The sequence below is a fragment of the Curtobacterium sp. MCBA15_009 genome (assembly GCF_001864895.1).
Lineage (GTDB): Bacteria > Actinomycetota > Actinomycetes > Actinomycetales > Microbacteriaceae > Curtobacterium.
In genome coordinates this window covers 1-379 of the sequence record NZ_MJGO01000028.1, presented here as the reverse complement: position 1 = coordinate 379, position 379 = coordinate 1, and the positions used below count along the sequence as shown (strand labels likewise).

The 379-nt window shown below is 50.9% G+C and carries 1 protein-coding gene; it reads left to right on the top strand.

Annotation, left to right across the window (positions count from 1 at the left end):
- Positions 1-127 precede the first annotated feature (127 nt).
- Positions 128-379: HDOD domain-containing protein (locus BIU97_RS17240; protein ID WP_217640104.1), on the top strand; the 252-nt coding region annotated here is incomplete at its 3' end.

Genomic DNA, 379 nt, shown 5'->3' with positions numbered 1-379 from the left:
GGTAAAACGCGCGATTATAAACCAAACCGATGGCAAACCCGAATCCGCCACCTTGGTAAATCCCCTTACACCATTTGCCACCTGACACGAAGACCACGACTGAACTAGACTGATTCATTACAAGAACATGACTAACAATCCCGAGGCGCGCGCAATTTTGACCACAAAAACCGAGACTCCGCCCTCAAGGATGAACTCGACCCAGGCATGGGTGACCTACCTCAGCAAAGTGGAACTGCCGGTACTGGCAAACACTCTTCGCAGAATTGGTGAACTGACTGACAGCAGTAACAGCACGGTTAACGAGCTTGCAAACGTTATTCTCAACGACGCCCAGCTCACTTCCCAGGTGCTTCGGCTGTCCAATACGGTGTTCTAC